General features: G+C 73.7%; 23 protein-coding genes and 1 pseudogene. 11 read left to right on the top strand and 13 right to left on the bottom strand.

The features are described from left to right. Window positions 1-4: 4 nt before the first annotated feature. Window positions 5-211: pseudogene (locus tag OHS82_RS39000) on the bottom strand (MMPL family transporter); the annotation flags it as partial. Window positions 212-471: 260 nt separating this feature from the next. Between OHS82_RS39000 and OHS82_RS38995 the strand changes: the two are divergent. Next, window positions 472-1,140, top strand: coding sequence for a hypothetical protein (locus tag OHS82_RS38995; RefSeq protein ID WP_057581714.1), 669 nt, complete (start codon window positions 472-474; stop codon window positions 1,138-1,140). Between the two features lie 67 nt (window positions 1,141-1,207). Here OHS82_RS38995 and OHS82_RS38990 read toward each other — a convergent pair whose 3' ends face one another. After that, a complete protein-coding gene (locus tag OHS82_RS38990; protein ID WP_057581712.1) occupies window positions 1,208-1,717 on the bottom strand; it encodes a MarR family winged helix-turn-helix transcriptional regulator in 510 nt (169 codons plus the stop codon). A gap of 135 nt (window positions 1,718-1,852) precedes the next feature. Here OHS82_RS38990 and OHS82_RS38985 point away from each other — a divergent pair, with 135 nt between their 5' ends. After that, the gene (locus OHS82_RS38985) at window positions 1,853-3,376 is read left to right on the top strand and encodes an SDR family oxidoreductase (RefSeq protein WP_328435588.1); all 1,524 of its coding nucleotides are present in this window, start codon (window positions 1,853-1,855) and stop codon (window positions 3,374-3,376) included. Window positions 3,377-3,483: 107 nt separating this feature from the next. After that, window positions 3,484-4,857: a cryptochrome/photolyase family protein gene (locus OHS82_RS38980; RefSeq protein WP_328435587.1), complete on the top strand. Its 1,374-nt coding sequence runs from the start codon at window positions 3,484-3,486 to the stop codon at window positions 4,855-4,857. A 26-nt stretch (window positions 4,858-4,883) separates the two neighbouring features. On the opposite strand, the gene OHS82_RS38975 is transcribed toward OHS82_RS38980, so the two are convergent. Then, window positions 4,884-5,987: a MerR family transcriptional regulator gene (locus OHS82_RS38975; RefSeq protein ID WP_328435586.1), complete on the bottom strand. Its 1,104-nt coding sequence runs from the start codon at window positions 5,985-5,987 to the stop codon at window positions 4,884-4,886. A gap of 139 nt (window positions 5,988-6,126) precedes the next feature. On the opposite strand from OHS82_RS38975, the gene OHS82_RS38970 reads away from it, so the two are divergent. After that, window positions 6,127-6,567, top strand: coding sequence for an SPW repeat protein (locus tag OHS82_RS38970; RefSeq protein ID WP_057581703.1), 441 nt, complete (start codon window positions 6,127-6,129; stop codon window positions 6,565-6,567). Between the two features lie 81 nt (window positions 6,568-6,648). Here the strand turns inward: OHS82_RS38970 and OHS82_RS38965 are convergent, their stop codons facing one another. Together OHS82_RS38965 and OHS82_RS38960 are read right to left on the bottom strand one after the other, a co-directional pair. Then, window positions 6,649-7,425 (bottom strand): GNAT family N-acetyltransferase, encoded by a 777-nt coding sequence (locus OHS82_RS38965; RefSeq protein WP_057581702.1) that lies wholly within the window; start codon window positions 7,423-7,425, stop codon window positions 6,649-6,651. Window positions 7,426-7,582: 157 nt separating this feature from the next. After that, complete coding sequence (locus OHS82_RS38960; RefSeq protein WP_328435585.1) at window positions 7,583-8,365, bottom strand: chaplin; 783 nt, start codon at window positions 8,363-8,365, stop codon at window positions 7,583-7,585. 238 nt (window positions 8,366-8,603) lie between these two features. Here OHS82_RS38960 and OHS82_RS38955 point away from each other — a divergent pair, with 238 nt between their 5' ends. Together OHS82_RS38955 and OHS82_RS38950 are read left to right on the top strand one after the other, a co-directional pair. Continuing rightward, window positions 8,604-10,238: an alpha/beta hydrolase gene (locus OHS82_RS38955; RefSeq protein ID WP_057581813.1), complete on the top strand. Its 1,635-nt coding sequence runs from the start codon at window positions 8,604-8,606 to the stop codon at window positions 10,236-10,238. Then, a complete protein-coding gene (locus OHS82_RS38950; protein ID WP_328435584.1) occupies window positions 10,239-11,729 on the top strand; it encodes an FMN-binding glutamate synthase family protein in 1,491 nt (496 codons plus the stop codon). Window positions 11,730-11,740: 11 nt separating this feature from the next. Here the strand turns inward: OHS82_RS38950 and OHS82_RS38945 are convergent, their stop codons facing one another. Then, a complete protein-coding gene (locus tag OHS82_RS38945; RefSeq protein ID WP_057581697.1) occupies window positions 11,741-12,541 on the bottom strand; it encodes an alpha/beta fold hydrolase in 801 nt (266 codons plus the stop codon). A gap of 167 nt (window positions 12,542-12,708) precedes the next feature. Here OHS82_RS38945 and OHS82_RS38940 point away from each other — a divergent pair, with 167 nt between their 5' ends. Both OHS82_RS38940 and OHS82_RS38935 read left to right on the top strand, forming a co-directional pair. After that, a complete protein-coding gene (locus OHS82_RS38940) occupies window positions 12,709-13,803 on the top strand; it encodes a baeRF3 domain-containing protein (protein WP_057581696.1) in 1,095 nt (364 codons plus the stop codon). 85 nt (window positions 13,804-13,888) lie between these two features. Next, complete coding sequence (locus tag OHS82_RS38935; protein ID WP_328435583.1) at window positions 13,889-14,914, top strand: Gfo/Idh/MocA family protein; 1,026 nt, start codon at window positions 13,889-13,891, stop codon at window positions 14,912-14,914. Window positions 14,915-14,926: 12 nt separating this feature from the next. Here the strand turns inward: OHS82_RS38935 and OHS82_RS38930 are convergent, their stop codons facing one another. Next, complete coding sequence (locus tag OHS82_RS38930; RefSeq protein ID WP_057581812.1) at window positions 14,927-15,340, bottom strand: SsgA family sporulation/cell division regulator; 414 nt, start codon at window positions 15,338-15,340, stop codon at window positions 14,927-14,929. A 349-nt stretch (window positions 15,341-15,689) separates the two neighbouring features. On the opposite strand from OHS82_RS38930, the gene OHS82_RS38925 reads away from it, so the two are divergent. Continuing rightward, entirely contained in the window at window positions 15,690-17,081 is a 1,392-nt protein-coding gene (locus tag OHS82_RS38925; protein WP_057581688.1) for a PP2C family protein-serine/threonine phosphatase, read from the top strand. A 47-nt stretch (window positions 17,082-17,128) separates the two neighbouring features. Here OHS82_RS38925 and OHS82_RS38920 read toward each other — a convergent pair whose 3' ends face one another. Next, window positions 17,129-18,631 carry a DNA-binding protein NsdB gene (locus OHS82_RS38920; protein ID WP_057581684.1) on the bottom strand — a complete coding sequence of 501 codons (1,503 nt, stop codon included), beginning with the start codon at window positions 18,629-18,631 and terminating at the stop codon, window positions 17,129-17,131. 232 nt (window positions 18,632-18,863) lie between these two features. Here OHS82_RS38920 and OHS82_RS38915 point away from each other — a divergent pair, with 232 nt between their 5' ends. Next, window positions 18,864-20,003, top strand: a complete 1,140-nt coding sequence (locus tag OHS82_RS38915; RefSeq protein WP_328435582.1) for an aminoglycoside phosphotransferase family protein — start codon at window positions 18,864-18,866, stop codon at window positions 20,001-20,003. Window positions 20,004-20,211: 208 nt separating this feature from the next. Further along, window positions 20,212-22,155: an N-acetylmuramoyl-L-alanine amidase gene (locus tag OHS82_RS38910; protein ID WP_057581680.1), complete on the top strand. Its 1,944-nt coding sequence runs from the start codon at window positions 20,212-20,214 to the stop codon at window positions 22,153-22,155. Between the two features lie 34 nt (window positions 22,156-22,189). Here the strand turns inward: OHS82_RS38910 and OHS82_RS38905 are convergent, their stop codons facing one another. From OHS82_RS38905 to OHS82_RS38885, 5 genes are all read right to left on the bottom strand, one after another. Then, a complete protein-coding gene (locus OHS82_RS38905) occupies window positions 22,190-22,687 on the bottom strand; it encodes a hypothetical protein (protein WP_057581678.1) in 498 nt (165 codons plus the stop codon). A gap of 279 nt (window positions 22,688-22,966) precedes the next feature. Then, a complete protein-coding gene (locus OHS82_RS38900; protein ID WP_057581675.1) occupies window positions 22,967-23,209 on the bottom strand; it encodes a DUF397 domain-containing protein in 243 nt (80 codons plus the stop codon). Window positions 23,210-23,292: 83 nt separating this feature from the next. Beyond that, entirely contained in the window at window positions 23,293-24,459 is a 1,167-nt protein-coding gene (locus tag OHS82_RS38895) for a thiolase domain-containing protein (RefSeq protein WP_057581674.1), read from the bottom strand. Beyond that, a complete protein-coding gene (locus OHS82_RS38890; protein ID WP_057581671.1) occupies window positions 24,456-25,526 on the bottom strand; it encodes a thiolase domain-containing protein in 1,071 nt (356 codons plus the stop codon). The genes OHS82_RS38895 and OHS82_RS38890 overlap by 4 nt, the downstream gene beginning before the upstream one ends. Beyond that, complete coding sequence (locus OHS82_RS38885) at window positions 25,523-26,467, bottom strand: Zn-ribbon domain-containing OB-fold protein (protein ID WP_057581669.1); 945 nt, start codon at window positions 26,465-26,467, stop codon at window positions 25,523-25,525. Before OHS82_RS38885 ends, OHS82_RS38890 begins: the two co-directional genes overlap by 4 nt. Window positions 26,468-26,593: the final 126 nt, after the last annotated feature.

The raw sequence follows: 26,593 nt of genomic DNA, 5'->3' as shown, positions 1-26,593 counted from the left end.
GGCCCGGGAGCGTCTCGCCCTGGCGGAACGCCCGCTGGGCGGCGATCACCTCGGTCGACTCGGCGCTGCGCGGCAGGAAAGCGGCCCGGTCGTTGGTGGCGACCTCGCCGAGCCGTCCGGCGAAGGGGCCGAGGACGCCCCCGACGCCGAGCCAGACGGCGACGAGCAGCAGGGGGACGAACCATCGGGTGCGTCGAAGCGTGGCGGGCATCGCGCTCCTGATTCCGGGACCGCGTCAGTGGCGGCCACATGTGTCTCGATGATGAACAATCTCAATCATCGAGTCAGTTGCCGCGGGCGATCGTAGACGGCACCTGTACTTCCGTCGCGGCCGGGTGTGCGGATGCGGTGCGGGCGGACGTACGTCCGCGCAGTCCTCTACGTAGATCCACCGATGTGCCGGCACGGCCGCCCGGGCGAGGATGCGAGCCCGCGCACTTCCTCGGCCGGAGCGAAAGGACGTCGCACGCGGTGCTCCCCTGGATCATGTTCTCGGTCATCCTCCTCGCCCCGTTCGTCGTGGGCGGAACACTCGCCGCCCGTACCGCCCGCCGGGCGAACAAGGCGGACCGGGCTATGCGCGTCCTCGCCCAACGCCCCGGCTGGAGCCGTCTCTCGAGCGACGGGCAAGGGCCGCCCACGACCGGCTACGCGGGACACTTCCCCTGGTTGCTGCGCACCCACCACGGCACCGGCGTGACCGGCCCGCTCGGCGATCTGCGAGTCGGCGTCACCAGAGTCTGGGAGCCGGTCGGGCGCCGGGACGTGCGGCACTGGCTCGTCGTGTCCTTCGACCTGCCCGTCGACGGGCTCTTCCTCCGGCTGGAGCGCGACTGGAGCGCGGCGGAACTCAACCTGCGCTGCGAGGGCCTTCCGTACCTGCCGATGAGCCAGGACCAGGCGGGGACGGTCGAGCGGTTCTACTCCTCCGATCTGCCCGAGCGCCTGATGAGGTTCGCCGCACCGGCGGTCTCGCTGTACAAAGACGGGGTGTGCTTCGTCTACCCGATGCCCGACGTGGTGGCCATGGGCACCCTGCTGAAGGAACTGGCGGCACTGCTCCCGGACCTCACCGCGCTCGCCCGGGCCGCCGGCCCGAAGGAACCGCGGGAGCCGGCGGAACCGCAGGACACTCCCTAGCCACGGCTGCCGTCGCCTCCGCAGCCCCGAGCGGTGCGGAGCTGCGCGGACGCTGCCGCCGGGCCGGTCAGCGCGCCGAGGGCGGCCCGGTCCCGGAGAGCTCCTCGTTGAGGGCCGCGAGGAAGCGCACCACGACCGACAGCTCGTCCGCCGTGAAGCGGGCCCGGGCGGCCTCGGTGGCCTCGGCCAGCGGACGGAAGTAGGTGCGGGCCGCCGACCGGGCGTCGGAGGCGTAGTACAGGTGGACCACCCGGCGGTCGGCGCTCTCCCGGACGCGCCGGATGTGTCCGGCCCGCTCGAGCCGGTCCACGCACGCCGTGACCGCGCCCGAGGTCAGTCCCAGGAGCTCGCGCAGCCGCTTCGGCGTCATCGGCTCCTCGGCGTCCAGGATCGCCGCGAGCGCCTGGACGTCGGTGGCGTGCAGGGCGTGCTCGCCCGCGAACCCGTGCACCAGCCGGTTGATCCCGCCGTTCATCCGCCGCAGCTGGACGGCGAAGGCGTGCAGGTCGGCTGGGTGCGGGAGCGCCTCGGACTCCCGTGCCGCCGCCGGGCGTTCCCGGTCGTTCGCTGTGGCCACGCGATCAGCGTAGTCGGCCGCAGTCGGCCGCCGTCTCACTCGATCGTGCGCACAAACCGGCGTCCCCGCATCCATGACGGCACTCGGCGTGGAAGCGATCAACGGGGGACCGTCGAGGCGGAGGACCGAGGACTCATGAGCGCAACTGTCGACCGCACGGGGCCGCTGAGCCTGGTGACCGGCGCGACCGGATACATCGGCGGCCGGCTCGTACCGGAGCTGCTCGCGGCCGGGCACCGGGTGCGCTGTCTGGCCCGCTCCCCCGACCGGCTGCGCGACCACGCGTGGGCGGGCGACGCCGAGACCGTGCGCGGCGACGTCACGGACGCCGCGTCGGTCGCGACGGCGATGCGGGGCGTGGACGTCGCCTACTACCTGGTCCACGCCCTGGGCACCGGCGACGACTTCGAGGAGACCGACCGCCGGGCGGCGCGGATCTTCGGCGAACAGGCCCGGGCCGCCGGGGTCCGTCGCGTCGTCTACCTCGGCGGACTCACCCCGGCCGGCGTGCCCGAGCGCGAGCTCTCGCCGCATCTGCGCTCGCGTGCCGAGGTGGGCCGCATCCTGCTGGCCTCGGGGACGCCGACGACGGTCCTGCGGGCGGCGGTCGTCATCGGCTCCGGCTCGGCCTCCTTCGAGATGCTGCGCTATCTGACGGAGCGCCTGCCGGTGATGGTCACCCCGAGCTGGGTGCACACCCGCATCCAGCCCGTCGCGGTGCGCGACGTGCTGCGCGCGCTCGTCGGCAGCGCCGCCATGCCGGGCGACGTCAGCCGGGCCTTCGACATCGGCGGCCCGGACGTGCTGACGTACCGCGAGATGATGCTCCGCTACGCCGCGGTCGCCGAACTGCCGCGTCGCATCATCCTGTCCGTCCCGATGCTCACCCCCGGCCTGTCCAGTCACTGGGTCGGCCTGGTGACGCCGGTGCCCGCGTCGATCGCCCGGCCGCTCACCGAGTCGCTGCGGCACGAGGTGGTCTGCCACGAGCACGACATCGCCCGGTACGTGCCCGACCCGCCGGGGCATCCGGTCGGGTTCGACGAGGCGGTCCGGCTCGCGCTGCGCAAGGTCCGCGACGCGCAGGTCGCCACCCGCTGGTCGTCCGCGTCGGTGCCGGGGGCCCCGAGCGATCCGCTGCCGACCGACCCCGGCTGGGCCGGCGGCAGCCTGTACACCGACGACCGGGAACTCGCCGTCGACGCACCGCGCGCCGCCCTGTGGCGGGTGATCGAGGGCATCGGCGGCGAGAACGGCTGGTACTCGTTCCCGCTCGCCTGGGCGGTCCGCGGCGGGCTCGACCGGCTGGTCGGCGGGGTGGGGCTGCGCCGCGGCCGCCGGGACGCCGTCCGGCTCCGGGTGGGCGACTCGCTGGACTTCTGGCGGGTCGAGGAGATCGAGCCCGGACGGCTGCTGCGCCTGCGGGCGGAGATGCGGCTGCCGGGCCGGGCCTGGCTGGAGCTGTACGCGCGGACGGACCCCGAGGGCCGCACCCGGTTCCGCCAGCGCGCCCTGTTCCATCCGCACGGGCTCCTCGGCCACGCCTACTGGTGGAGCGTGGCGCCCTTCCACACGGTCGTCTTCGGCGGCATGGCCCGCAACGTCGCCCGGGCGGCCGAGGCGCAGGCGCGCACCCCGAAGCCCACGCCCGTGCGCTGACCCGGCGTGCGCGCTCCCGCGCGATCTCCCCGCGGGGCGGTGCATCCCCCCGCGCCCCGCCGTCCGCAAGCAGTTCCTCGTCCGCCCTTTCGCCCCGGAGCCCGATCATGAACGTCTCGGTCGTCCTGTTCACCGCCGACCTGCGCCTGCACGACCATCCGCCGCTGCGCGCGGCCCTCGACGGGTCGCGGCAGGTGGTGCCCCTGTTCGTGCGTGACCGGGCCGTGGACGCCGCGGGGTTCGCGGCGCCGAACCGGCTGGCCTTCCTCGCGGACAGCCTGCGCGACCTCGACGCCGGGCTGCGCGAACGGGGCGGCCGGCTCGTCCTACGCTCCGGCGACCTGGTGGACGAGGTGTGCAAGGCGGCCGGGGAGGCGGACGCCGACGAGGTCCATCTGGCCGCCGACGTGAGCGCGCACGCACGACGCCGCGAGGAACGGCTGCGGGCCGCGCTGGAGACACAGGGCGTACGACTGCACGTGCACGACGCGGTGACGGCGGCGGTCGATCCCGGAGCGGTGGTGCCGTCCTCCTCGGACCACTTCGCGGTCTTCACGCCGTACTTCCGGCACTGGTCGCAGCGGCGGCTGCGGACCCCCCTGCGCGCGCCCGGCCGGGTACGGGTGCCGGACGGCGTCGGCTCGCAGGAGCTGCCCTTGCGAGGAGACCTGCCGGGACTGTCGCCGGCGCTGGCCGAGGGCGGCGAGACGCAGGGACGCCGGCGGTTCGCCGCCTGGCTGCGGTCCGGCATCGCCGCCTACGAGGACCGGCACGACGACCTGGCCGGCGACGCCACGTCACGGCTCTCCCCCCATCTGCACTTCGGCACGCTGTCCCCGGTGGAGCTCGTGCACCGTGCGCGCCGGGCCGGCGGCCCGGGCGCCGAGGCCTTCGTACGGCAGCTCGCCTGGCGCGACTTCCACCGTCAGGTGCTGGCCGCCCGGCCCCGCGCGGCGCACGCCGACTACCGCACCAAACACGACCGCTGGCGCTCGGAGCGCACCGCGCGCGAGGACGTCGAGGCGTGGCGGGCGGGCCGCACCGGCTACCCGATCGTCGACGCGGCGATGCGGCAGCTGCGGCACGAGGGATGGATGCACAACCGAGGAAGGCTGCTGACCGCGAGCTTCCTCGCCAAGACCCTCTACGTGGACTGGCGCGTCGGCGCCCGGCACTTCCTGGAGCTGCTGGTCGACGGGGACGTGGCCAACAACCAGCTCAACTGGCAGTGGATGGCGGGCACCGGCACCGACTCCCGCCCCAACCGGGTCCTCAACCCGGTCACCCAGGCGAAGCGGTACGACCCCGACGGCGCGTACGTGCGGCGCTGGCTGCCGGAACTGCGGGACGTGGCGGTCCCCGGGATCCACGAGCCGTGGAAGCTGCCCGGCCCGGTCCGGGCGGCGCTCGACTACCCGGACCCGATCGTCGAGCTCTCCGCGGGCCTCGACCGCTTCCGGCGAGCCCGGGAACGCCGCTGAACGAGGCCGTGCCGCGACGGTCGGGCTCAGGCGGCGTCGTACAACCCGGCCAGCATCGTCAGGGCCTCGGCCAGTCCGGTCGGCCGGTGCAGGCCCGGCGCGGGGCGGCCGGCCCAGCCGGGGCCGCCGAGCACCACCACGGGAGCGCGCCGGGCGCCGGCGACGCCCCACCGGGTGTCCGCGATGTGCCGGGCCAGCGGCAGATTCGCGGTGGAGCGCGCCTGGGCCCACAGCACGACGGCGACCGGACCGAGCCGCCGGACGGCCGAGTCCAGCGCCTCGGCGGGCACGGCCGCCCCGAACATGCGGGTGGGCACCCCCCGTCGGCCGAGCGCGGCGTCGAGCGCCTCCAGCGGCAGGCTGTGCTGTTCGCCGGGCACGCAGGCCAGCAGCGCGGGCCCCGGCCCGCCCGCCGCCTCCCGCGACGCCGCGGCCCGCGCGGCGCGGCGCAGCACGCTGGAGACGTGCCAGGACAGCAGGTGCTCCACCTCGACGTACCGGTCGCCGGAGGAGACCCATTTACGTCCCACGGCGTGCAGCGTCGGGACCATCACCTCCTGCCAGGCGACGACCAGTCCGTGCCGCTCGACGGCCGCGTCCAGCAGCTCCGCGACGCCCGGCGCGTCGAGCCGTACGGCGGCGCGGGCCAGCCCCCGGCACTCCTGGCGTACGTCGACGGCGAGCTGGAGGACGTCGTCCGGCCGCGCCGGTCCCGGGCCGTCGCCCGCCGGACCGTCCCGGCCCACGGCGCTCCCGCCCGTCGGACGCGTGTCCGCCCCGCCCCTGTCTCCCCGGCCCGGGTCCGCCGGCTTCGCGTGTGCCGGAGCCGCGCCCGCGTCCGGACCCGCCGGAGCCGTCGCCGCCGGGTCCGCGAGGGTCCGGCGGATCGCCTCCTTCGCCGCCCGGGCCGCTTCGGCCGGGGGCACCCCTGACGCGGTGAGCCGGCACATCGCCTCCAGTACGGCCACGTCACCCGGCCGCCAGCGCCGGTGCCGCCCGTCGTCGCGGACGACGGGCCCGATGCCGTACCGCCGGTCCCAGGAGCGCAGGGTGGTGGGCGCCACGCCCAGCCGGCGGGCCAGCGCCCCGGTCGTCAGTCCGGCTTCGTCCGGGCTCGGGATCTCGCTCATGGACCGACGATACGAGAACCGCCGTTCCGCCCCTCCCACCTCTACACATAAGGAGTAAATAAGAGCAGAATGAACATGCGCGGCACTTACCGCACACCGCAGCGAAGCGGTCAGGCCGGAAAGTCGAAGGAGACGAACCATGGCCAACGTCTCGCCCACCAGAGGTGACATGTCGACGCACCCCGACGTTTCCGAGATGCAGGCGCGGTACGCGCGCATGCTCGGTGGTCGCGATGTGGCACTCGTGGACGGACCGGTGTTCCTGCTCGGTCTGTACTGCGCCGTGTCCCCGTGGATCCTCCACTACACCGTCAGTCAGCCCGCTCTCATGACCCACAACCTGATCGTGGGCATCGCGATCGCTCTGCTGGGCCTCGGCTTCACCGCGGCTCCCGCCCGTATGTACGGCCTGAGCTGGGCCATGTGCGCGGCCGGCATCTGGATGATCATCGCGCCGTGGGTCGTCGGCGACAGCCCGGACGCCGGTGTCGCGGTCAACAACATCATCATCGGCGCCCTGGCGCTGGTCCTGGGGCTGCTGTGCACCGCCACGGCGGCGAAGAGCACGCCCAAGCCGTAGGGCACGCCCAAGCCGTAGGGACGGCCGGACGCCCGGAAGACGGCCGGGCCGGTCCGCAGGGGGCCGACCGGCCCGGCCGCGTCACGGCGCGTACACGTACGGCGTCGTCGTGCTGAGCGCCGTGAAGCCGAGGCGTTCGAGGATGGGACGGCTCTGGTCGGAGGCGTCGACCTGGAGGTAGCGGTAGCCGCGTTCGGCGGCGATCCGGGCGCGGTGGGCGATCAGGGCGCGGTAGACGCCGCGGCCACGCCAGCCCTCGACCGTGCCGCCGCCCCACAGCCCGGCGAACGCGGCCCCCTCGACCAGCTCCATCCGCGCCGAGCTCACCGGCGTCTCCCCGGCCAGGGCGACGACGGCGACGAGGGTGTCCGGGTCGGTCGCGAGGCGGGCCAGCAGCATGTCCCGCAGCCGGGAGCCGTCCCGGCCGAAGGCCTTCTCGTGGGTCTCGACCATGAGCTCGACGCCCGCCCGGTCGGTGACCGGCACGATACGGACGCCTTCGGGGGGCCGTGTGTCGTCGAGCTGATCGCCCGTCTCGGAGATCAGCAGGGTCTCCTCCGGCTCGGGCGTGAACCCGGCCGACCTGAGCCGCCGCCCGAGATCGGCCGGGCGGTCGTGCCCGTACAGCTTCCACTCGAACTCGCGGCCGAGCCCGGCGAAGAAGGCGACCTGCTCCGCGATGGCCGCGTCGGCGCCGGCGGGGTCCAGGTCCGACCAGAGAACGCCGTTCCAGCCGCCGTCCCCGCCGAGGTGACGGACGACGTTCCCGGCCCGTTCGACCCGTGCGCCGGAGCTGTCGGGACGTGCGCGTTCACGCATGTCCCGGTCGTACAGGGCGAGTACCGCGGCATGATCCATGCGCCCACCCCAACACCCCGGGTCGCCGCGCACAACGCAATTACGGCCGCGCGGGCAGCCGACGCGCGCATCCGGGAGGGCCGGGCGCGGCCGCGCCGGTCGGTGGGCCGCGGGCCCCGGCTCACCGGGGCCCGCGGTCCCCGCCCGCAGGCCCCGCTCAGCGCTCCGCGCCGGGGCGGAACCTGCGGTACAGCAGCACTCCGCCGAGCAGCATCGCCGTACTGCCCGCCAGCGCGGTCCGCGTGGCGTCGGCGCCCGTGTGGGCCAGCGACGACAGCGCCTCGGGACCCCTGCTCCCGGACTCGACGGCCGGCACCGAGGGGTTGGCCTTCGGCCCCGGGTGCTGGGGCTGCTCGGGCGGGGTGTGCCGGGTCGGCGGCCGGTGCACGGGCTGCTCGGGCTTCTCGCCGGAGATGTTCACCGACTCGTTGCCGAACGCCGGATCGCCGATGCCGACGACGTTGACGCTGTTCCCGCTGACGTTCACCGGGAGCTGCACCGGCAGCTGAAGGCCGTTGCCGGAGACGACGCCCGGGGAGTTCTCCATGTCGCCCTGCGCGGTGGCGCCGCCGCCGGACGACGCCCCGGACCCGCCGCGCCCGCCGTGCTCACCGTGCTCACCCTGCTCGCCATGCCCGCCGCGCCCGCCATGCCCGCTGTGCGCACCCTGCCCGCCGCGCCCGCCGGAGGCGTCGGCGCCGCCCTTGTTGGCACAGGTGTTGCCCGCGGCGGGGTTCAGCACCCCCACCACGTCGACCGTGTTCCCGCACAGGTTCACCGGGAGGTGTACCGGCAGCTGCACCCCGTTGCCGGAGATCAGCCCCGGCGAGCCGGCCGCGACGCCGTTCGCCGCGGAGTCGGCGTGTGCGGGCAGTGTCACAGCCATCGCGCCGGAGACCACCGCGACGGCCATCACACCGGTTCGGGTAACCCGCTTCATGGGTCCCTGCCTTCCAGACTTGAATCGCGGGCACTCGCCCGCACCCGATAGAACGTCGGCGAAGCGTCCGAGTTATGCCTGAACGTCCTTTCACTCCATCGGGTGTCACCCGCGCGGAACGGACGGCGGGCTGCGCTGCGGGGCCCGCCCTGCCGCCCGGAGGCGGCGTGTGCACCTGCCGCTTATCGTGATCGAGGGCGCCGTTCCCGGACCGCTGCGGGCGTCCTTGGAGGCACTGATGCTGGCCCATCTGTCGACGCGGCCCGGGCTGCGGAGCTGTGCGCTCGCCGCGACCGCCGCACTGACCCTGCTCGGCGGCGCGGGTCTGCCGACGGTCGCCGCGAACCGCGCGGGCGACGGGGACGACCGTCCCGACCTGTCCCGGTTCTCCGGTCAGAAGGTCACCTGGTCGGCGTGCAAGGGCGAGGGCATGCCCAAGGACCTGCAGTGCGCCAAGCTGACCGTGCCGCTCGACTACTCCCGTCCCCGGGCGGGCACGCTCGACCTCGCGCTCGCCCGATACCGGGCCACCGGGGACAGGCGCGGTTCGGTGGTGCTCAACTTCGGCGGTCCCGGCGGCGCGGGCGTCCCCGAACTCGCCTACGGCGGCAAGGAGTTCATGGATCTGACGGACGGCTACGACGTGGTCACCCTCGATCCGCGCGGCGTCGGCCGCTCCTCCCCCGTCAGCTGCGGGGACGGCGAGGAGAGCGGGCTGGCCCCGCTGAACGACGACACCGCCGTCGCCGATCCGCCGGAGCTGCTCAGCCGGCTGAAGCAGGCGGCCGCCGACTGCGCGGAGCACTCCGGACCGGTCCTGCCGCACATCGGCACCGTCGACGCGGCCCAGGACCTCGACGTCATGCGCCAGGCGCTCGGTGACAGGAAGCTCAACTATCTCGGCTTCTCCTACGGCAGCCGGCTGGGCGCGGTCTACGCGGCCCGGTTCCCCGACAAGGTGGGGCGGATGGTCCTCGACGGGGTCGACACCCTCACCGAGCCGCTCACCGAGCAGGGCATGGCGGGCGCCCGGGGCCAGCAGATCGCGCTCGACGACTTCGTCAACTGGTGCGTGAAGGACATCGCCTGCCCCTTCGGGCAGGATCCGCGGGTGGCACGCCAGGAGGTCGTGCGGCTCGTCCGCTCGCTCGACGAGGATCCCCTGCCGACCGACTTCGGCGACGACTTCACCGGGCAGGACCTCGTCGGCGCCCTCGGGCAGGGCCTGTACAGCAGGGAACTGTGGCCCCTGCTGGAGAGGTCGCTGGCCCAGCTGATCGAGAACGGCGACCCCAGCGGGGTCCTCGGGTTCACGACCGGCGGCTTCGCCCGTCCGCTGCCGTTCCCCGTGCCGCTGCCGCCGCGGTCCGCGGGCCGCACCGACCCCTCCCCCGGCGCCCTGGTCGACGCGGAGGACGTCCCCCTCGACAACCTGCCCGCGGCGCTGATGGCGATCAACTGCGCGGACGACCCGGACCGGCCCACCGCCGCCCGGATCACCGCGGACCTCGAACGGCTGCGGGCCGCCTACGACAAGGCGTCGCCGGTCTTCGGCCGGTACCGGCTCAACGAGGTCCTGCTGTGCTACGGCCGCCCCAAGGGCACCGACTTCATCCGGGACGAGGTGAAAGACCTCCGCTCGCCGAAGATCCTCCTGGTCGGCACGCGTGGCGACCCGGCGACGCCGTACCGCTGGACCGTGGAGACGGCGAAGCGCCTCGGATCGCCGGCCGTGGTGCTCGACAACAAGGGCGAGGGCCACACCGGGTACGGATCGTCGAAGTGCGTGCACCGCAAGGTCGACGACTTCCTGCTGTACGGTTCGCTCCCGCCCAGCGGCAGCTCGTGCGGGCCGGACGAGGACGCCGGCTGAGTGCGCCGGTTCCTGCCGCTGCTGCTCGTCGCCCTGGGCGCGGCCGTGGCGACGCTCGCGGCGGCCGGCCTGTCCGCCCGGTGGTGGATCGCGGCCGGACCGCTGCTGGCTGCGGCCTGCCTCGGCGTCCGGGATCTGGTGCAGCGCGGCCGCTCCGTACCGCGCAACTACCCGCTGGTCGGACGTCTGCGGTACCCGACGGCGCGGGCGCTGCCCGAGAGGGCCGGCCGGAAGGACCCGGCCGAAGCCGCCGGCGAGCCGGACGAGCACGAGTACCTGGTGCCCTCACTGCGTCCCGTCGAGGCGGCCGAGGAGCCGCCGGTGGTGCGGGTGGGCGGGCCCGACTGCTCCCAGCCGTACGACATGGCCCTGCTGAACGTGTCCGCGATGAGCTTCGGCGCGCTGTCCTCGCGTGCGGTCCTCGCCCTCAACCGGGGTGCCGCACTGGGGCGTTTCGCCCAGGACACCGGCGAGGGCGGGTTGTCGGAGCACCATCTGCGCGGCGGGGGCGACCTCGTGTGGGAGATCGGGACGGGGTACTTCGGCTGTCGTACCGCCGACGGCGGGTTCGACGAGCGGGAGTTCGCGGACAAGGCGGCGCTGCCCGAGGTGAAGTGCGTGTCGCTGAAGCTGTCGCAGGGCGCGTCGCCGGGCAGCGGCGCGGTGCTCCCCGGCGTGAAGGTCGGCGTCGAGATCGCCCGGGAGCGGAAGGTACCGGTGGGTGAACCCGTGGTGTCGCCGCCCGTCCACCGGACGTTCTCGACGCCGCGCGAACTGGTGCTGTTCGTGGCCCGGTTGCGGGAACTCGCGGGCGGCAAGCCGACCGGGTTCAAGCTGTGCGTGGGCTCGCGGCGGGAGTTCCTCGCGGTCTGCCGGGCGATGGCGGCGGAGGGCGTGACGCCCGACTTCGTGGTGGTGGACGGGTCGGAGGGCGGCACGGGCGCGGCGCCGGCGGAGTTCTCCGGGCGGCTGGGCATGCCGCTCACCCAGGGGCTGATCACGGTGCACAACGCCCTCGCCGGCGTCGGCCTCCGGGACCGGGTGCGGATCGGGGCGAGCGGTCGGGTGGCGTCGGGCTCGGACATCGTCCGACGGCTCGTGCAGGGCGCCGACTACACCAACGCGGCCCGCGCCATGATGCTCGCCGTCGGCTGCGTGCGGGCCGGGCGCTGCCACACCGGCGCCTGTCCGGCCGGCGTGGCGACGCAGGACCCGTTGCGGGTCCGCGCGCTGCATGTGGCCGACAAGGCCCGCCAGGTCCGGCGCTACCAGCGCGAGACGGTCCGTGACGCGGTGCGGATCATGGCCGCCATGGGCGTGCGCGAACCGGGCGGGCTCACCCCCGCCCTGCTGGTCCGGCGGACCGGGCCCGGCTCCGAGCGCTCGTACGCGGAGCTGTACGAGTGGCTCGCGCCGGGCGAACTGCTCGCCGGACCGCCCGAGTCGTGGGAGGCGGACTGGAAGGCGGCGGACCCGGACAGCTTCGGGTGACGTCGCGAGGACTACACGGACCCGACGGACCCGACGGACCCGACGGTCACGAAGGCGTCGATCGCCGCGGTCAGCTCGGCCGGCTTCTCCACCGGGAGTTCGTGACCGGCGTCGATGATGCGCACGGTGGCGTCCGGGTATGCCTTGGCCATCCGCAGCATCTGCCCCACCGGGAGCTGGATGTCGTGGTAGCCGTGGATCATCAGCGTCGGGGCCTGGATCTCGCCGACCCGGTCGAGGACGTCGAAGGCCCGCATGGCGCCGTACAGGGTCATGACGACCTCGCGAGGGGTGTCCGCCGAGGACTTGACGTACGCGCGGATCTCGTCACGCGGGTAGCCGGGGGCGAAGGCGCGCTGGATGTTGGCGGCGACGAACCACTTGAAGGGGACGAGGGTGGAGACGCCCATCAGCAGGCCCCGGCCCCGGCTGTAGGTCATGCGGCCGATGGAGTTCACCAGCACCATGCGCTCCACCCGCTCGGGGTGGGAGAGGGCCACGGTCTGCGAGATCATCCCGCCCATCGAGTGGCCGACCAGCACGAACCGCTCGATCTCCAGGTGGTCGAGGAGGGCGAGGAGGTCCCGGGCCAGCTCCTCGACCGTCTTCACGCCCGCCCCGCTGCTCTCGCCGTGCCCGCGCAGGTCGAACCGGATGACACGGCGCTTCGCGGCGAAGTGCGCCATCTGGTGGTCCCAGCGGTGCCGGTTGGCCGTCCAGCCGTGCACGAACACCAGGGGCACGCCGTCGCCGTCGCGCGGGCCCTCGTCGTCGTACGTCAGTGCTGCGCCGTCGACTTCGAGCTGCGGCATGGATGCCTCCTGCGGTGCGGTCCCGGTTACTGACGCGTACGGTAACCGGCCGCGGGGGTCGCCGTCACCGGCGGCCACCGGGGAGACCGAAGTGTGACCACGCACGCCTCCTCCGCGCCCGCCTTGCCCCGAATGCCCGCTACGCGATTCGGACCTATCGTGCTCGTATGGAGCACGCACTCAGCCCCGCCACCCTCTCCGAACTGCGCCGCCCACGGCCCTATCCGGCGGTGTCCGTGCTGACGCCGACGCACCGCCGCGAACCCGGCAACGCCCAGGACCGGGTCCGGCTCCGCAACGTCGTGGCGGAGGCGAAGAGACAGCTGGAGCACGATCCGGCGATCACCCGCGAGCGGCGCGCCGACGTCGCGGGACACCTGGATCGCGCGCTGGCCGAGGTCGACCTGACGCACAGCGAGGACGGCCTGGTCATCTACGCGGCGCCGGGCGAGCACCAGGTGTGGTCGCTGGCCCGCCCCGTGCCCGAACGCGTGGTGCTCTCCGACACCTTCCTGACCCGCAACCTGGTCTCCGCGCAGGCCGCCGAACGGCCCTTCTGGGTGCTCTCGGTCTCCGCGGACCGCGTCACGCTGTGGAACGGCGGCGCCGACCGGGTCACCGAGGAGCACACCGGCGGCTTCCCCCTGGTCAGGAGCCGGCCGAACTTCGACGCCGAGCGCATGCAGCGGACCGGCGACCTGCCCAGCACGTTCCGCGACGAGGGCACGCGCCACTTCCTGCGCGACGCCGACACCGCCGTCGGCGGACTGCTGCGCTCGCACCCGCGCCCACTGTTCGTCACCGGCGAGCAGGCGGCGCTGTCGCTCCTCGACGAGCTGGGCGGCGTCACCCGCGACGCCCTGCACATCGCGCACGGCGGACTCTCGCACGGCCCGCCCGAGGCCGTGTGGCAGGCGGTGCGCCCGCTGCTCGACGCGGAGTCCCGCCGGGACCTGGCGTCGATCGCCCGGGTCTTCGACTCGGCGCGCGGGCACCGCATGTTCGCGGCCGGCGTCGACGAGGTGTGGCAGAACGCGCGGGAGGGCCGGGTCCGGCTGCTGGCCGTCGAGGAGAACTACCGGATCACGGTCCGCGACCACGGGGACCACCTCGTCCCGGCCGCGAGCGGCGATCTGGACGCCCGCGAGGACATCGTCGACGAGATCGTCGAGCAGTGTCTGGAGACGGGCGCCGCGGTGCGCTTCGTGCCGGACGGCACCCTGGGCGAGATGGACGGCATCGCGGGGGTGCTGCGCTACTGACCGCGAGCTCGCCACGGCCCTGTTCAGCTGCTTTCCCCGGCGGCGTACGCTACGGCGTGATCGTCGAGGGGGAGGGGGCGGGCGCGTGGGCGACCTGCTGGGCGTGGCCGTACTGGGCGCCGGACACATGGGCGCCGACCACGTACGCCGCCTGGATCGTGTGGTGAGCGGCGCCAGGGTGGCCGCTGTGGCCGACCCCGACGCGGCGCGCGCCGAGGAGGCCGCGGCCGGCCTCGACGCGGTGACGGTCCACACGGAGGCGGAGGCCGCGCTCGACGCGCCCGGCGTCGCGGCCGTGCTGATCGCCTCGCCCGGCCCCGCCCACCAGGAGGCGTTGCTCGCGGCCTTCGCCCGCGGCCTTCCGGTCCTCTGCGAGAAACCCATGGTTCCGGACCCGGCGGGGGCGCTGCGGGTGCTGGAGGCGGAGGCCCGGCTCGGACGGCGGCTGGCGCAGATCGGGTTCATGCGGCGGTACGACGCCGAGTACCGCCGCCTGAAGGCGCTGCTGGACGACGGGCGGCTGGGACGGCCGCTGATGCTGCACTGCGTGCACCGCAACGTGTCCTCGCCGCCGGGCTTCACGAGCGCGATGCTGGTCGACAGTTCGGTGTCGCACGAGATCGACGCGGCCCGCTGGCTGCTCGGCCAGGAGCTGACCTCGGTCTCCGTGCTGCGGCCGCGCCCCTCGCCCGGCGCCCCGCAGGGCCTGCTGGACCCCCAGTTCGTGCTCTTCGAGACCTCGGGCGGCGCCCTGGTCGACGTGGAGGTCTTCGTCAACTGCGGCTTCGGGTACCAGGTGCGCTGCGAGGCCGTGTGCGAGGCGGGCAGCGCGCGCGTCGGCGACGACCACGGCCCGCTCGTCACCGCGCGGGGCTCCGCCGGCGTGGAGGTGCCGCAGGACTACCTCGTGCGGTTCGCCGACGCCTACGACCGCGAGGTGCAGACCTGGGTCGACGCCACGCGGCGGGGCCGGGTCACCGGACCGTCCGTGTGGGACGGCTACGCGGCCTCGGCCGTCGCCGAGGCCGGGGTCCGGGCCCTGGAGACCGGGGCGCGCGTCGGCGTCGAACTCGCCCCGCGCCCCGGGCTGTACGCCGCCGGCGACCGCTGAGCGGGAGCGGTCTCAGACGTTGCCGAGCAGGGCCTGCAGACCCCGGTCGAGCGCGCCGTCGACGTCCTCGCCGCCACGGGCCACGACCGCGTAGCTGCGCAGCAGGAAACGGCGCAGGGCCCCGGTGTCGAACTGGAGCAGGGCCATCCCGAGCGGGGAGTGGAACTCCACCACCGTACGGACCCGCCCGCAGGGCCAGATGTGCACGTCGCCGCTCCCGGCCGGACCGTCCACGCCCTCCTCCAGCAACCCGCGGCCGAAGGTCCAGGTCACCGGCTCGCCCGCGAGGGAGACCTCGGACGGGAAGTCCACGTGCACGGCGAACGGGTCGGCGCCGTCGTAGCGGAGCGTGGCGGGCACGGGCAGCGCCTGGTCCTCCGCGGTGACCAACCAGGCGCGGACGGGTTGTTCCAGAGTGGTGTCCATGCACATAGGACCTCGCGGGGGCCGATCGCATTACGCCTTGCCCGCCACCAATTGATGTGACCTGCATCACACCCCCGGAAGCGTAGAACATATGCCCGTCGAACACCCGGATGACACTCACCCCAGCCCCCTCACCAGTCCCTCAAGTCACGTACTCTGTCTACGACTTGAAGCCTGCTCGAGGCGTCCGCGCCGCACCCCCGCACCCCTTCGTGAAGACACTGGCATATGCCGGAAGCACCACCGAATCGTGTGTTGCCAAATCCCTTACACCGCGTCGCGGGCTGTGCCACAGTCGTAACGGCCCTCGCGTCAGCCTTCGTCGTACCGTCCCGCATCGGAGAGCCTCATGCCGCCCCACGTCTCTGCGGATCACCCCGCCGCCCAGCCGCCGGCGCGCGGCTCGGTGGACGCGCTGATCTCGCAGACCAGACGGCTCAAGGGCGACATCGACGCCGTACGGCAGGACGCCCAGGGCGACGCGACGGACCCCGAGGGACGCTGGCAACGCGCCCTCTGCGATCTGGCACGGCACCAACTCGACGACCTCGACGCGCACTTGGCCCAGTTACGGGACGGCCCCCGGCTCGCGCCGCCCGCCGGCCCCCCGCCCGCAGCCGCGGCTCCCCGCCAGGGGTCCCTGGTCAGCCGGGTCGGCAGCGCGGAGTGGAACCTGCTGACGGACGAAGCCGTGTGGTCCGAGGAGCTCTTCCGCATCCTCGGCCGCGACCCCGCCACTCCCCCGCTCACCCTCGACGAACTCCCCTGTCTCGTCCTCGAGGAGGACCGGCCCAAACTGACCTCGATGGTCACGGACTGCCTGGTCGACGCCCGGCCCATCGACGGCGAGTTCCGCCTCCTGCGCCCGACGGGCACCCCGCGCACCGTGCACATGATGGGCGAACCCGTGCTCGACTCCGACGGCGCCACCGCCGCCATGTGGGCCGTGCTGCGGGACGTCAGCGAACTGCGCCGCACCCAGCGCGCGGTGCGCGAGAGCCACGACTCGCTGCAGGCCAGGCGTCAGGCGCAGACCGAGCACCGGCGGGCGGTCGAACTGCAGGAGGCGGTCCTGCCCCCGCACCGCGTCCCCCTGCGCCTGCCGCACGAGGGACCGAGCACGCTCGACGTCGCCGCCCGTTACCTGCCCGCCGCCAGCACCTCCCTGATCGGCGGCGACTGGTACGACGCGCTCGAACTCCCCGACGACGAGACGCTGCTCAGCGTCGGCGACCTCACCGGACACGGCCCGGCCGTCACCTCGAACACGGCGATGCTGCTGGGCGCCCTGCGCGGCATGGCCATGGCGGGCGCCCAGCCGGCCCGGCTGCTGTCCTGGCTGAACCAGTTGCTCGACGCCACCGTCCGACCGGTCCTCGGCAGCGCCCTGTGCTGCCGCTACCGGCCGCGGACCCGCACCCTGGTGTGGGCGCAGGCCGGTCACCCCGCCCCGCTGCTGTTCCGCGACGGGACGGGACGCCGACTGCGGGCGCCGGAGGGCTTCCTGCTCGGAGCCGCCCCGCGCACCGCATACGAGCAGGCCGAGGAGCCCCTCCGTGAGGGCGACCTGATCCTGCTGCACACCGACGCCCTGGCAGCCCCTGACCGTCTCCTCGCGCTGGCCCCGCTCCTGGACGGAGCACGCAGCGCCCAGGAGTGCGTCGAAACGGCCGTGCGGGAGTGCGGCGAGGCCGAACGCACCGACGACGCCTGTGTGCTCGTCGCCCGGGTGACCCGGTAGCAGGCCGGGCGACCCGGTGACGGGTGACGGCGGAGAGGCCGACTCGCTCACGCCCGGGCGCTGTTGCCCCCTTTCGCACCCTTCTGCTTCGGCAGCGCCAGCCTGATCTCCTCGCGCAGCTCGCTGATCCTCGGGTAGCCGGCGTACTGCGCGGTGAGCCGGTACATCTGGCTCAGCCGGTCCCAGGTGCGCCGGGAGGAGTTCGACCCCATCGACATCAGGGCCAACCGTGCGAACCGGTCCGCCTGTTCGGGGTCGTCCGCGATGAAGCAGGCGGACGCCATGGACAGATGGTCGAAGATCTTCGACCGCTCGCGCCCGTCGACGCGCAGCGCCAGCGCCTTCTCCGCGTAGTACTGGGCGTGGGCGGCCGCCTGCGGCTCGAACTCGGCCAGCGTGCGGTAGGCGAGCGCCTGCATCCCGTACAGGTCCTCGTCCTTGAAGGTCTGCATCCAGGACGGCGGGACGATGTCGCCCTTGTCGGAGACGAAGAGGTCCTCCGCACGGCCGAGAGTGCGCCGCATCGCCTGCCCCTTGCCCATCGCCGCCTGCGCCCAGGCCTCGATGGTGTGGAACATCGCCCGGGTACGCGGCAGTACCTCCTCGCCGGAGCCGGACTGGGCCAGTTCCATGAGGTCGAGGGCGTCGTCGGGGCGTCCGAGGTGCACCATCTGCCGGGCGGCCCGGGACAGCGCCTCACCGGCCCGCGGCCGGTCGCCGCCCTCCCGTGCGGCATGGGCGGCGATGACGAAGTACTTCTGGGCGGTGGGTTCGAGGCCGACGTCGTGCGACATCCAGCCGGCGAGGACGGCGAGGTTGGCCGCGACGCCCCACAGGCGTCGCTGGAGATGGGCGGGGTGACGGTAGGCCAGGATGCCGCCCACCTCGTTGAGCTGGCCCACCACCGCCTTGCGTTGCAGCCCGCCTCCGCGGGCCGCGTCCCAGGCTCGGAACACCTCGACCGAGCGCTCCAGTTCGTCGACCTCCTCCGCCCCGATGGGAGCGGCCTCGTAGCGGTCGAACCCGGCGGGATCGGCGTGATGGACGAGCGGATGGTCGACGGTGGGAGCGTCGGCGGAGAGAGTGGGGTCGGTGTGCAGCCAGTCGTGCATGGCGCTGCTGAGAGCTGATCCCGCGGCGAGCGCGGCACCCGCGCCCACCAGACCGCGTCGGTTGAGCATGAGGTCCATTCCCGTGAATTCGGTGAGGACCGCAGCAGTCCGTTCGGGCGCCCACGGCACGCCGTCGGGGTGTTCAGCACTCCCGCCGCCGGGCCGTTTACCTGTACGCCCGTGCCGGACCAGACCGAGGTCCTCTATGGTCACGACACGGCCGAGACGCTCGGTGAACAGGGCTGCCAGCACCCGCGGCACCGGATCGCGCGGGATCTCTCCCGTGTCGATCCACCGCCGCACCCGCGAGGTGTCGGTCGACAGCTGGGGGTGGCCCATGGCCGCCGCCTGCCGGTTGACCAGCCTCGCGAGTTCGCCCTTGGACCAGCCGGCCAGGCCGAACAGATCCGAGAGACGGGTGTTGGGTTGTCCGCTCACGTCAAGCCCCCAGGTTCTCGGCTGAGTTGACAGTAGCCCCGGGAAAGTTGCCGGGCGACTATTCGCCAGGGTTCGCCAGGGTTCGCCAGATGGTGTGCCACTGGGCGACGGGTGTCAGGTAGGAATGCGCCACCCCGACCCGGTCGCCGAGGGACATTCCCCAGGGTGCACCCGAAAGGGCCGGTCGGGGCAGCGCTCTGACGTCCGGCACACGAAGGGATCTGTTTCCCCCATGTACGCAGCATCGTCCTCCGTGTCCGCCCCGCCCCGGTCGCTGCACACCCGCCCGGGCGGTGGCGGCCCCTACCTGGCCCCCGCGCGAACGGCGGCCCCCGCGCTCGGCGCGGGCGGCGTGCGCCGTCCCGCGGGGCTCGGCACGCAACCGCTCAGCGGAAGGCTCGACCTGTCCGGCCCCCAGGGCGCCCAGCTGCGCACGGCGATCGCCTCGGTGCACCGCATCTGCCCGGAGTTCGCGCCGGTCCAGGTGCTGCGCCGCAGCGGACGTTCCGTGCTCCTGGTCGGCACGACGGGACGCAGCACGGCCGTCGCCAAGTGCTTACTGGACCACTCCCCGGTATGGGCCGAGCGGATCCGGCACGAAATAGCGGCATACCGCACGTTCGTCCGGCAGCGCCCCCCGGTGCGGGTGCCGAGACTGATCGCGGCGGACCCGGACAACTGCACGCTGGTGATCGAGCGGATGCCGGGGCGGGCGGCAGCCCTGCAGCGGCACCCCACGGAAGCGCCGCCGCGGGCGGACATCAGGGCCGCGCTCGGCGCGATCTGCCGGCTCAACGCCTGGCGGCCGCCGGCCGGCTCGTTCGACGCGCCGCTGGACTACGCCGCCCGTATCTCCCGCTACCACGAGCTGGGTCTGCTCACCGACCGGGACCTGGGCGACCTGCAGAAGCTGCTGCACGGCATCGCGGCCACCGCGGGCCGGCAGGGCATGGGCCAGTTCTGCCACGGCGACGCCCTCCTGTCGAACATCCTCCTCTCGCCGGCCGGTCCCGTGCTGGTGGACTGGGAGCACGCCGGCTGGTACCTGCCGGGCTACGACCTGGCGACGCTGTGGTCGGCGCTGGGCGACGCGCCGGTGGCACGCCGTCAGATCAGCCAGATCGCCCAGTCGGCGGGCCCGGCCTCCCGAGACGCCTTCCTGGTGAACCTGATGCTGGTCCTGACCCGCGAGATCCGCACCTACGAGACGGCCGTGCAGCGCTCGATGCACGACACGAGCCCGACGGCCCCGGGGGCGGCCCACGCGGGAGGCGCGCCGTCCGGCGAGGAACAGCGTCTGCTGCTGCGGCGGCTGCACGACGACTGCCAGCTGGCCCGTCGGGCCGTACGCGCGGCGGTCGGCACGCGCTGAGAGAGTCGGTCCCGGTGCGCCTGAACGGCGGCGCACCGGGGCTGACGTATGCGGTGTCTTGACGAGGGAATTCATCCCGCTATGGGCATGATTGACGGGTCGTCGGCCCGGCCGACCAGCTGACCGTGGCCGGCCCGCACGCCCCGCTCTCTCGTCCCAGGAGGCCCCGTTGCGCAGACCCGCCACTCCCCCCGGACCGCACAGACATATGCGCAGAGCCGCAGGCGCCCTCGCGTCGGCGGCTCTCGTGCTGCCGCTCCTCGGCGCCGCCCGCCCGGCCGACGCCGCACCCCGGCCCGCGAACAGCCTCCAGCGGGCCTTCGCGGCCGCGGCAGCCGAGTACCACGTACCGCAGAGCGTCCTGCTGGGCGTGTCCTACCTCCAGTCCCGCTGGGACGCGCATGCCGGAGCGCCGAGTGTGACCGGCGGCTACGGCCCGATGCATCTCACCGACGTCCGGGCGGCCCTCGCCGCGGCCCCGCGCCACGGCGCCGGCCCGGCGAACCCGCGCGGCGACTCCGCACGGACGGCGCGGACGGCCCGGCCCCCGGCCACCGCCCCACGCGTCCGGACGCCGTCGAACGGGCGGATCCCGGCCCGTCTGAAGACCCTGCCGAGGGCCGCGAAGCTCACCGGTCTCGCCGCCGAGGTCCTGCGCACCGACCCCGCGGCCAACATCGCGGGCGGCGCCGCCCTGCTCGCCGACGTCCAGCGCCGCCTGGGCGAGCCCCTGAGCGCCGACCCGGCCGACTGGTACGGCGCGGTGGCGCGTTTCTCGGGGGCGGACGACACCGCGACCGCCGCCGCCTACGCGAACGACGTGTTCGGCGTGCTGCGCACCGGCGAACGGCGCACCACGGACGCCGGCCAGAGGGTGGCCCTCGCCGCACAGCCGGGCCTCGCGCCGCGGACCGCCCAGCTGCGCGGGACCGGCCTGCGCCACGTCTCCGCGGCGGGCGTCGAATGCCCGTCCACGGTGTCCTGCGAATGGATCCCCGCGCCCTACGAGCAGTTCGGCGACAACGACTACGGCAACCACGACGTCGCCGACCGGCCCGCCTCGCCCGACATCGACTACCTCGTCGTCCACGACACCGAGGGCGGCTGGGACGGGGTGCTGACCATGGTCCAGGACCCGACCTACGTTTCCTGGAACTACTCGCTGCGCGCCACCGACGGGCATGTCGCCCAGCATGTGAAGGCCAAGGACGTGGCCTGGCACTCGGGCAACTGGTACGTCAACTCCAAGTCGATCGGCCTGGAGCACGAGGGATTCCTCGCCGCCCCGGACTCCTGGTACACGGAGGCCATGTACCGCTCGTCCGCCCGGCTGGTGAAGTACCTGGCCGACCGGTACGACATCCCGCTCGACCGGCAGCACGTCCTCGGCCATGACAACGTGCCCGGCCCGACGGCGGCGAGCATCTCGGGGATGCACACCGATCCCGGCCCCTTCTGGGACTGGGGGCACTACTTCGAGCTGCTGGACGCCCCCTTCACGGCGACCGCCGACGGCGGCGGCGGTCTGGTGACGATCCGGCCCGACTACGCCGCGAACCGGCCGGTGTACACGAACTGCGCCGCCCGGCGTGAGACCTGCGCCGCGCACGGCTCCAGCGCGGTGCGGCTGTACGCCGACCACGACGAGAAGTCCGCGCTGATCAACGACGCCGGGCAGGGCTCGGGCCCGACCAAGGACCTCGACGACACCTCGTCACGGGTGTCCACCGGGCAGCAGTACGCGGTCGCCGACCGGTGGGGCGACTGGACGGCGATCTGGTACCTCGGCCAGAAGGCGTGGTTCGAGAACCCCGCCGCGCGGCCGACGGCCGTTCCCGCGGCGGGCCAGGTGGTCACGCCGAGGGACGGCGTCGCGAGCGTTCCGCTCTACGGCCGCGCCTACCCCGAGGCGTCGGCCTATCCGGCGGGCGTCCCGGTGCAGCCGCTCTCCGCGCTGCCGTACAGGCTGCCCGAGGGGCAGCGGTACGTGGTCGGCGGCAAGGTGCCGGGCGAGTACTACTACGCGGCGACCTTCGCCACCGGTTCGCACCGGCTCGTCGTCGGCCGCGAGCAGTACTACGAGATCCAGTACGGCCACCGGGTGGCGTTCGTACGGGCCGCGGACGTGAAGGTGCTGCCGTCGGGTTCCTAGGCTCCTCGGGCTCCCGGGCGGACCCAGGCGTGCCTCAGCCCTGCTGGAACAGCTCCGCCGGGAGCGGCTTCAGCAGGGCGTACAGGTCGTCGGTGATGGGGCGGTCCCAGGCGGCGATGGTCACCAGGACGTTGTCGCTGCGGTCGAACTGCACGCAGGAGATGCGCCCCTCGGACAGCTTCAGACGGCGCACGATCAGCAGGTTGTCGCCCTGCATCACCGGCATGTCCTCGACGCCGACGACGGTCACCTCCTCGTCGTTCTCCAGCGCGAGCAGCAGCTGGGCCACCTCGAAGGGGATCTCCCCCTCCTCCACCTCACGGGCCGGGGAGCCCTCGGGCAGATTGCCGATGATCATCGCGGGGCCGCGGTCGCCGAAGAGGTCGTAGCGCAGGAAGACGCCCTGGCAGCTGCCGTCGGGGGCGGGCAGCAGCCCGGCGCCCAGATTGCCGGGCCAGTCGCCCGGGTCCATGGCCAGAACGTCGAATTCGGGCCCGGCGGGCGTGGCGCTGCGGCGGCGGAGGAACGACATGCGGCCATGGTACGTGGCCGCGGCCGTTCGGCGGCGGCTGGGAGGGTCCCGGACCGTCGTTTCGCAGCGGCCCGGGGACGGCCGCTCCCGCCGGTCCGAAGGCTCCTTCGGCCGGGCCCGCTCGCCGTGCGCGAGGGCGGGGTCCGTCCGACTGCCGGGACCCGTCGCCCGCGCCGGCTCCGACGGGGTCACGGCGGCCGGGAAAACCCCCGGCCGCGCTCGTCCTCGAGGGGCCGCAGCGGCGGTCGGCGGACCGGCCGGCTCCGGGGGCGACCGGTCTCAGGTCAGGTCGAACTCCCCTTCTCGCGCCCCCGACACGAACGCTCCCCACTCCGCGGGGGTGAAGATCAGAGAAGGGCTCTGGGGGCTGCCGCTGTTGCGCATCGCGATGAACCCCTCGACGAAGGCGATCTGGACATCCCCCCGCCCCCGGCTGCTGGACTGCCACTCGGCGTTGCTGAGGTCCAGCTCCGGCTTGTCCCAGCCCGTGAGCGGCGGCTGCTGGATGGTGCTCTCGGCCACGTCCGTGCTCCTCCCGGTTCGTCGTCCGCGGGCCAGCCTAGCGACCGGGTCCGGACGCCGACAGGGCACGTGGGAAGGACCTTTCAGGACTCCGGCGGTCGCGCTCCCACGAGCCACATGGAGAAGAACTGCGAGCCGCCCCCGTACGCGTGCCCGAGGACTCTGCGGGCCCGCTCCACCTGGTGTTCGCCGGCCTGTCCGCGCACCTGGAGCGCCGCCTCCGCGAAGCGGATCATGCCGGAGGCGCCGATCGGGTTGGTGGACAGGACGCCGCCCGACATGTTGACCGGCAGGTCGCCGTCGAGTTCGGTGACGCCGGCCTCGGTGAGCTTCCAGCCCTCGCCCTCGTCGGCGAAGCCGAGGTTCTCCAGCCACATGGGCTCGTACCAGGAGAACGGCACGTACATCTCGACGGCGTCGATGTCCCGGCGCGGGTCGCCGATCCCGGCCTGGCGGTAGACGTCCGCCGCGCAGTCCTTGCCTGCCTGCGGCGAGACGGCGTCCTTGCCTGCGAAGAGGGTTGGTTCGCTGCGCATCGCCCCGCCGAGCATCCAGGCGGGCGGGCGGGGGGCGCGGGCGGCGCCGGCCCGGTCGGTGAGGACCATCGCACAGGCGCCGTCGGAGGAGGGGCAGGTCTCCGAGTAGCGGATCGGGTCCCACAGCATCGGCGAGGCCTGGACCTTCTCCAGGGTGATGTCGTGCTCGTGGAGGTGGGCGTAGGGGTTCTTCAGCGCGTTGCGGCGGTCCTTGTACGCCACGAGGGAGCCGACGGTGTCGGGCGCGCCGCTGCGGCGCATGTAGGCGCGTACGTGCGGGGCGAAGAACCCGCCCGCCCCGGCGAGCAGGGGCTGCTGGAAGGGGACGGGCAGGGACAGCCCCCACATGGCGTTGGATTCGGACTGCTTCTCGAAGGCGAGGGTGAGGACGGTGCCGTGGACGCGGGCGGCGACGAGGCCGGCGGCGACCAGTGCCGTCGAGCCGCCGACGGAGCCGGCCGTGTGCACGCGCAGCATGGGCTTGCCGACCGCGCCGAGGGCGTCGGCGAGGTACAGCTCGGGCATCATGACGCCCTCGAAGAAGTCGGGGGCCTTGCCGATGACGACGGCGTCGACGTCTGCCCAGGTCAGCTCGGCGTCGTCGAGGGCGCGCCGGGCCGCCTCCCGGACCAGCCCGGCGATCGAGACGTCCCGCCGGGCGGCGACGTGCTTGGTCTGGCCGATCCCGACGACGGCCACGGGCTCCTTGCTCATCGCGCATCCCCTTCGAGTACGGCGACCAGGTTCTGTTGCAGACAGGGGCCGGACGTGGCGTGGGCGAGGGCCCGGTCGGACTCGCCCCGGTGGATGCGGGCGGCGGCCTCGCCCATGCGGATGAGGCCGGCGGCCATCATCGGGTTGGCGGCGAGGGCGCCGCCGGACAGGTTCACCCGCACGCTGTCGTCCAGCCGCAGCGCCTTGCGCAGGACGATCTCCTGCGCGCTGAACGGGGCGTGCAGTTCGGCGGTGTCGACGGGCCGTTCGAAGACGCCGGCCCGCTCGGCGGCGAGGCGGGTGGAGGGCGAGTCGGTGAGGTCGCGCACGCCGAGCGAGTGGGCCTCGATGCGGTGGTCGATGCCCCGGATCCACGCGGGCCGGGAGCACAGCTCACGGGCGCGCTCCCCCGCCGCGAGGATCACGGCGGCGGCCCCGTCGCCGACGGGCGGGCAGTCGCCGGTGCGCAGCGGCCGTACCGCGTAGTCGCCCTGGGGGACCGTGCCGCGCAGCTGGGCGTGGGAGTTGAGGGTCGCCACCCGTCGGCTGCGGGTGCCGATCGTGGCGAGTGCGCTCTCGTCGGCCTCGCCCGCGTCGATGAGTGCCTGGGCCTGGAGCGCGGCGAGCGCGACGGAGTCGGGCCACAGGGGGGCGACGTAGTACGGGTCGAGCTGGCGGGTGAGGACATCGCGCAGGGAGCCGGGCGAGGACTTGCCGTAGGAGTAGACGAGCGCGGTGTCGGCGTCGCCGGTGAGGAGCTTGGTCCACGCCTCGTACAGCGCCCAGGCGCCGTCCATCTCGACGTGCGACTCGGAGATGGGCGGCCAGGCGCCGACGCCGTCCAGGGCGAGGGTGAAGGAGAAGGCGCGGCCGGCGAGGTAGTCGCTGGAGCCGGAGCAGGTGAAGCCGATGTCGGCGGTCTTCAGGCCGGTCCGGTCGAGGACGCTGTGCAGGACCGGCATGAGCATCTCGACCTCGGAGAGCTCGTCGGTGGTGCGCAGGACGTCGGTCTGCGCGAAGGCCACGATCGCGATGTCGCGGACGCCCGGGGTTTCCTCACGGGTCACAGCAGCTCCTTGTAGGCGTCGTAGTCCGCGTCGGGTTCGCCGGTCGGCCGGTAGTGGTCGGGGTAGCGGGCGCCGTCCGTCCACACGGGTTCGACGCGCAGGCCCATGCGCACCTGGTCGTAGGGGATGCCGCCGATGCGGCCGTGCAGGGCGAGGCCCGCGCCGTCGAGAGCGATGTGGGCGTAGACGTAGGGGACCTCGATGTCGAGGTTCTTCGCCTTGATGTTCACGATGCAGAAGGTGGTGACGGTCCCGCGCGGTCCGACCTCGACCTGCTCGGCGGTCGGGACGCCGCACGTGGGGCAGGCTCCGCGCGGCGGGACGTACACCTTGCGGCAGGACGGGCAGCGTTCGCCGACGGTGCGCCGGGTGGAGAGCGCCTCGATGTAGGCGGACTGGGCGCGGCCGGGCGAGTAGGTGTAGTCGAGGCGGGCGGGGGCGACGATGCCGGTGACGCGTTCGCCGTCGGACTCCTGTCGTTCGCCGCCCGGTCGGCCGGGTTCGCCGTCGTGGGGCTCGAAGCAGGCGATGTCCGTGATGGCGCCGGTGCGGTTCTCCGCCCAGCGGATCCGGACCCGCATGCCGGTGTGGACGGCGTCGGGGCCGGGGGCGTCGAGGGCGTGCAGGAGGGCGGTGCCGGCGCCGTCGAGGCGGACCAGGACCCAGGCGAACGGGGTGGCGAGGGGCTGGCCGCGCCGGGGGGCGTGGTTCCAGGCCCAGGTGGTGACCGTGCCGGTGGCGGCGACCTCGACGAGCTCGTGGAGCTCCTCGGCGGTGACGGGGTCGTACTCGACGGGCGGGACCAGGGTGCGGCCGTCTGCGGTGCGCACGCCGAGGACGAGGCGTTCGCGCAGGCCGGTGAGGAAGGCACTCTGGACGGGGCCGAGGGACCGGGTGAACGGGAACTCGACGACGAGCGGAGCTTTGAGCACTTCGGGCATCGGAGCTGCCTCCCTGGGAAGCCGACGTCAGCGGGAGCGCCCCGAAAGGGGCGCGGGGAACTGCGCGACCAGCCACAACGGACCCGCAGTATGGCGAACTGCTCTTACCGCCCACTCGCCCGGCGG

This window comes from Streptomyces sp. NBC_00425, assembly GCF_036030735.1.
Lineage (GTDB): Bacteria > Actinomycetota > Actinomycetes > Streptomycetales > Streptomycetaceae > Streptomyces.
This window is presented reverse-complemented; position numbering and strand designations above follow the sequence as displayed.

Bases quoted from the DNA above. Each gene is read 5' to 3' on its own strand.
- OHS82_RS38930 (WP_057581812.1), bottom strand. From the start codon at position 15,340: ATGGACACCACTCTGGAACAACCCGTCCGCGCCTGGTTGGTCACCGCG.
- OHS82_RS38945 (WP_057581697.1), bottom strand. From the start codon at position 12,541: ATGCCGCAGCTCGAAGTCGACGGCGCAGCACTGACGTACGACGACGAG.
- OHS82_RS38905 (WP_057581678.1), bottom strand. From the start codon at position 22,687: ATGTCGTTCCTCCGCCGCCGCAGCGCCACGCCCGCCGGGCCCGAATTC.
- OHS82_RS38965 (WP_057581702.1), bottom strand. From the start codon at position 7,425: ATGGATCATGCCGCGGTACTCGCCCTGTACGACCGGGACATGCGTGAA.
- OHS82_RS38985 (WP_328435588.1), top strand. From the start codon at position 1,853: ATGAGCGCAACTGTCGACCGCACGGGGCCGCTGAGCCTGGTGACCGGC.
- OHS82_RS38940 (WP_057581696.1), top strand. From the start codon at position 12,709: ATGGAGCACGCACTCAGCCCCGCCACCCTCTCCGAACTGCGCCGCCCA.
- OHS82_RS38915 (WP_328435582.1), top strand. From the start codon at position 18,864: ATGTACGCAGCATCGTCCTCCGTGTCCGCCCCGCCCCGGTCGCTGCAC.
- OHS82_RS38955 (WP_057581813.1), top strand. From the start codon at position 8,604: ATGCTGGCCCATCTGTCGACGCGGCCCGGGCTGCGGAGCTGTGCGCTC.
- OHS82_RS38980 (WP_328435587.1), top strand. From the start codon at position 3,484: ATGAACGTCTCGGTCGTCCTGTTCACCGCCGACCTGCGCCTGCACGAC.
- OHS82_RS38960 (WP_328435585.1), bottom strand. From the start codon at position 8,365: ATGAAGCGGGTTACCCGAACCGGTGTGATGGCCGTCGCGGTGGTCTCC.
- OHS82_RS38910 (WP_057581680.1), top strand. From the start codon at position 20,212: ATGCGCAGAGCCGCAGGCGCCCTCGCGTCGGCGGCTCTCGTGCTGCCG.
- OHS82_RS38925 (WP_057581688.1), top strand. From the start codon at position 15,690: ATGCCGCCCCACGTCTCTGCGGATCACCCCGCCGCCCAGCCGCCGGCG.
- OHS82_RS38975 (WP_328435586.1), bottom strand. From the start codon at position 5,987: ATGAGCGAGATCCCGAGCCCGGACGAAGCCGGACTGACGACCGGGGCG.
- OHS82_RS38895 (WP_057581674.1), bottom strand. From the start codon at position 24,459: ATGAGCAAGGAGCCCGTGGCCGTCGTCGGGATCGGCCAGACCAAGCAC.
- OHS82_RS38885 (WP_057581669.1), bottom strand. From the start codon at position 26,467: ATGCCCGAAGTGCTCAAAGCTCCGCTCGTCGTCGAGTTCCCGTTCACC.
- OHS82_RS38970 (WP_057581703.1), top strand. From the start codon at position 6,127: ATGGCCAACGTCTCGCCCACCAGAGGTGACATGTCGACGCACCCCGAC.